The sequence below is a fragment of the Eubacterium sp. BIOML-A2 genome (assembly GCF_009680135.1).
Lineage (GTDB): Bacteria > Bacillota > Clostridia > Lachnospirales > Lachnospiraceae > Faecalicatena > Faecalicatena contortus_B.
This window is the reverse complement of sequence record NZ_WKZK01000110.1, coordinates 1-3,440: the sequence shown is the minus strand read 5'-3', so window position 1 is coordinate 3,440 and position 3,440 is coordinate 1. Positions and strand designations below refer to the sequence as shown.

Annotated in this window: 4 protein-coding genes; all 4 read left to right on the top strand. The window is 58.1% G+C overall.

Features of this window, described 5'->3' with window-relative positions; all coding sequences use genetic code 11:
• On the top strand, positions 1-863 hold an 863-nt coding region (gene mbhE, locus GKG43_RS22590; RefSeq protein ID WP_129880122.1), incomplete at its 5' end, for a hydrogen gas-evolving membrane-bound hydrogenase subunit E.
• 1 nt (position 864) lies between these two features.
• Complete coding sequence (locus GKG43_RS22585) at positions 865-1,239, top strand: cation:proton antiporter subunit C (RefSeq protein ID WP_025657861.1); 375 nt, start codon at positions 865-867, stop codon at positions 1,237-1,239.
• The gene (locus tag GKG43_RS22580) at positions 1,236-2,738 is read left to right on the top strand and encodes a proton-conducting transporter membrane subunit (RefSeq protein ID WP_173020145.1); all 1,503 of its coding nucleotides are present in this window, start codon (positions 1,236-1,238) and stop codon (positions 2,736-2,738) included. Before GKG43_RS22585 ends, GKG43_RS22580 begins: the two co-directional genes overlap by 4 nt.
• A gap of 31 nt (positions 2,739-2,769) precedes the next feature.
• A partial coding sequence (locus GKG43_RS22575; RefSeq protein WP_279230118.1) for a proton-conducting transporter membrane subunit occupies positions 2,770-3,440 on the top strand: 671 nt, incomplete at its 3' end.

Sequence of the window (3,440 nt, the reverse complement as noted above, 5' to 3'; positions counted from 1 at the left end):
CCCTGGAGATGAAGCCCCCGGCCCCGGTGCAGGAGCCAGAGGAGCCGTATGGTCCCTCCGACTATGAAGCGATCAGAAAAAAGAGCCGGGACTATCCCCGGAATAAAAGGCTGAAAGGGTATGGGCATGTGTACCGCACGGTGAGCGTGGCAGTGTGCCTGCTGCTGATTGGGATCCTGGTGTATGCGGTGTCCTTCCTCCCCTCCGTGGGGGCAGAGTCCAACCCAGCCAATAATGAAGTGCCTGCGCGTTATATTACCCAGGGGCTGGAGGAGACGGGTTCCGTGAACCTGGTGACGGGGATGATCCTGACGTACCGTGCCTTTGATACCTTTGGGGAGACCACGGTGCTGTTTATCGCGACCTGCTGCGTCATGATCCTTTTGATGGTGGAGAATGAGGAGAAGCGCAGGAAACTGAAGCTGGATGACTACGGCCTGGAGCCTCTGGAGGACACGGTGCTGAAGAAGGTGGCGAAGGTGGTATGCCCGGTGATTTTTTTATTTGGGATCTATATCATCTTAAACGGGCACCTGTCACCGGGGGGCGGGTTCTCGGGGGGCGCGGTGATCGGCGCGGGGATGATCCTTTACGCGGCGTCTTTCGGGTTTCCCAGGACCCAGCGGTTCTTCAATGAAAAGATCTATGTGATCGTGAAGGTGACAGCCCTGCTGCTCTACGGCCTGATCGCCCTGCACTTTTTCTACACGGGGGCCAACGGGCTGGAACACCTTTTCCCGCTGGGGGAGCCCGGGGCTATTTTAAGCGGGGGGATCATCCTGCCCATCAATATCTGCGTGGGGACAGAGGTGGCATGTACAATCTATGCATTTTATGCATTGTTCCGGAGAGGGGGGCTGTAAGATGGGAAGCCATTTAACGGCAAATTTCATAGAGGTGGTGGCGGTCATTTTGTTTGGGATCGGGTTTACGGACCTGTTCCTGCATAAGAACCTGATCAAAAAGATCATCGGCCTGAACATCATGGATACGGCGGTGTACCTTTTTCTTGCGGTAAAGGGGTACATCAAGGGGCTCAAAGCGCCCATCATCGTGGACGGGGTGCAAAGCGTGGAGGCCTACATCAACCCGGTGCCCAGCGGGCTTGTGCTGACGGGGATCGTGGTGTCGGTGTCGGTGACGGCGCTGATGCTGGCGCTGACTATCTGCCTGTATCAGAGATACCACACGCTGGACCTGGATAAGATATCGCTCAAGATAAGGGAGAAGGAAGAATGAGTTTTGTACAGAATGTGCCCTGTTTTTCGATTTTAGCCGCCATGTTTGCGGCGATCATCACGTCCGCACTGAAAGGGAAAGCGGCCCGGCGGCTCAGCCTGTGCATGACGGGGGCGGTGGGGGTGATGTCCGCCTTCCTGCTGGCGTTTTTGATGGGGACGGGGGAGAGCTATGTGTATGTGATGGGCCGCTTCCCGGCGCCCTGGGGGAACGAACTGCGTGCGGGCATGCTGGAGGCTGCCATGGCGCTGTTGTTCTGCGTGATTATGCTGCTGGCTTTGTGGGGCGGCATGGAAGAGGCGCGCAGGGACCTGGAAGCGGATAAGGCGAATTTTTACTATATCATGGCGGACCTGATGCTGGCGTCCAACCTGGCGCTGGTATACACCAATGACCTTTTTACCGCCTATGTGTTTGTGGAGATCAATACCATTGCAGCCTGCGGGCTGATCCTGGGGAAATTCAATGACCTGACCATTGCGGCGGGGGTGCGCTACATGATCATGAGCCTCATGGGCTCGGGGCTTTTGCTGCTTGGCATCAGCTTCTTCTACGATATGACCGGGCACCTGCTCCTGAGCAACATCAAGGAGAGCATCCTGCTGCTGTGGCAGACCGGGGAGTACCGGGTGCCGCTGATCGTGACCATCGGGCTGGTGAGCGTGGGGCTTGCCATTAAGAGCGCCCTGTGGCCCTTCCATGCGTGGCTGCCCAATGCCTATGGGAATGCCACGGCGTCCTCATCGGCCATGCTTTCCAGTATCGTATCCAAAGGCTATATCTTCCTGCTGGTGAAGATCATCTACCGGGTGACGGGGGCGGAAGTGTTTGCGGGAAGCGGGATCATCAATGTGCTGTTTGTATTCGGGACCATCGGCATGGTGCTGGGGTCCCTGGATGCGGTGCGGCAGAAGAACCTGCGGAGGATGGTTGCCTATTCCTCCGTGGCACAGATCGGTTATATTTTCATGGGCATCGGCCTGGGCTCAGCGGCGGGTGCCGGGGCGGGGCTCTACCATATCTTCGCCCATGCAGCGGCAAAATCCCTGGTGTTTGTGGCGGCCTTCGGCCTGATCAAGGTGTCTGCGGGGAACGCGGATATCCAGGGGCTTCGTGGAGCTGGGTTCCGCAATAAAGCAGCGGGTGTGGGCTTCGTGGCCGGTTCGCTGTCCATGGTGGGCATCCCGGGGTTCGGCGGGTTTGTCAGCAAGCTGATGTTTGCGGAGGCATCCCTGGAACGGCCGGCCTATGCGGTGGTGGTGCTGGCGGCGCTGGCGGTGAGCACGGTGCTCAATGCGATTTATTTTATGAGAGTGGTCCTGATCCTGTATACCCCGCTGACTGCGGGGAAAGCGGCGGGGATGAAAGAGCAGACAGCGTGCAATCCCTGGCAGTTCAAGGCTGCCATTGGGGGCGGCGTGGCCCTGACGCTGTTTTTGGGCATTGGTGCGGCGCCCGTGATGCAGGTGGTCAGGCAGGGGCTGGAGATCTTTGGATAAGGGAGCACTCTAAGGCAGATTAGGAGGAAATATGTACACACAGGCGTGGATTCTATGTTCAATCTTTATACCGGCAGCGGCAGGGCTTCTTTTTCTGGTGCCCCCTGCCAAAAAAATGGAGGAGAAAAAGATGTCCTGGGCGGCGGTGGCAGCCCTGGCCCTTACTGCAGTGTCTGTGGCCCTGCTGCTGGTTTCCTACGGCCGGGGGAGCGGGGCAGAGCTTACGCTGCTGACCCTGACAGAGGGCCTGGGCATCACCTTCCGGCTGGATCACCTGGGGGCTTTTTTCCTGGGGTTCATTGCCTTGGCCTGGCTGCTGGGGGGCATCTTTTCGGTAGAATACCTGCACCATGAACACCATAGGCGGCGGTTCTGGGGCTTTTACCTGCTGACATTGTGTGCGCTGCAGGGCCTAAGCCTTGCGGGGAACCTGGTGACCATCTATCTGTTTTTTGAAATGATGACCCTGGTGTCCATGCCCCTGGTTTTGCATGCCCAGAGCCACGAGGCGGTCATGGCGGGGCTGAAGTATCTCTTTTACTCCATGTGCGGGGCTTACATGGCGCTGTTCGGGGTCTTTGTGTTTTACCACTTTGGGAGCAGCATGGATTTCCTGCCCGGGGGCGTGATGGACCCGGCGGTGCTGGCCCAGAACGGGACCATCCTGCACCTGGGGCTGTTCTTCATGATCCTGGGATTCGG

Bases quoted from the DNA above. Each gene is read 5' to 3' on its own strand.
- GKG43_RS22585 (WP_025657861.1), top strand. From the start codon at position 865: ATGGGAAGCCATTTAACGGCAAATTTCATAGAGGTGGTGGCGGTCATT.
- GKG43_RS22580 (WP_173020145.1), top strand. From the start codon at position 1,236: ATGAGTTTTGTACAGAATGTGCCCTGTTTTTCGATTTTAGCCGCCATG.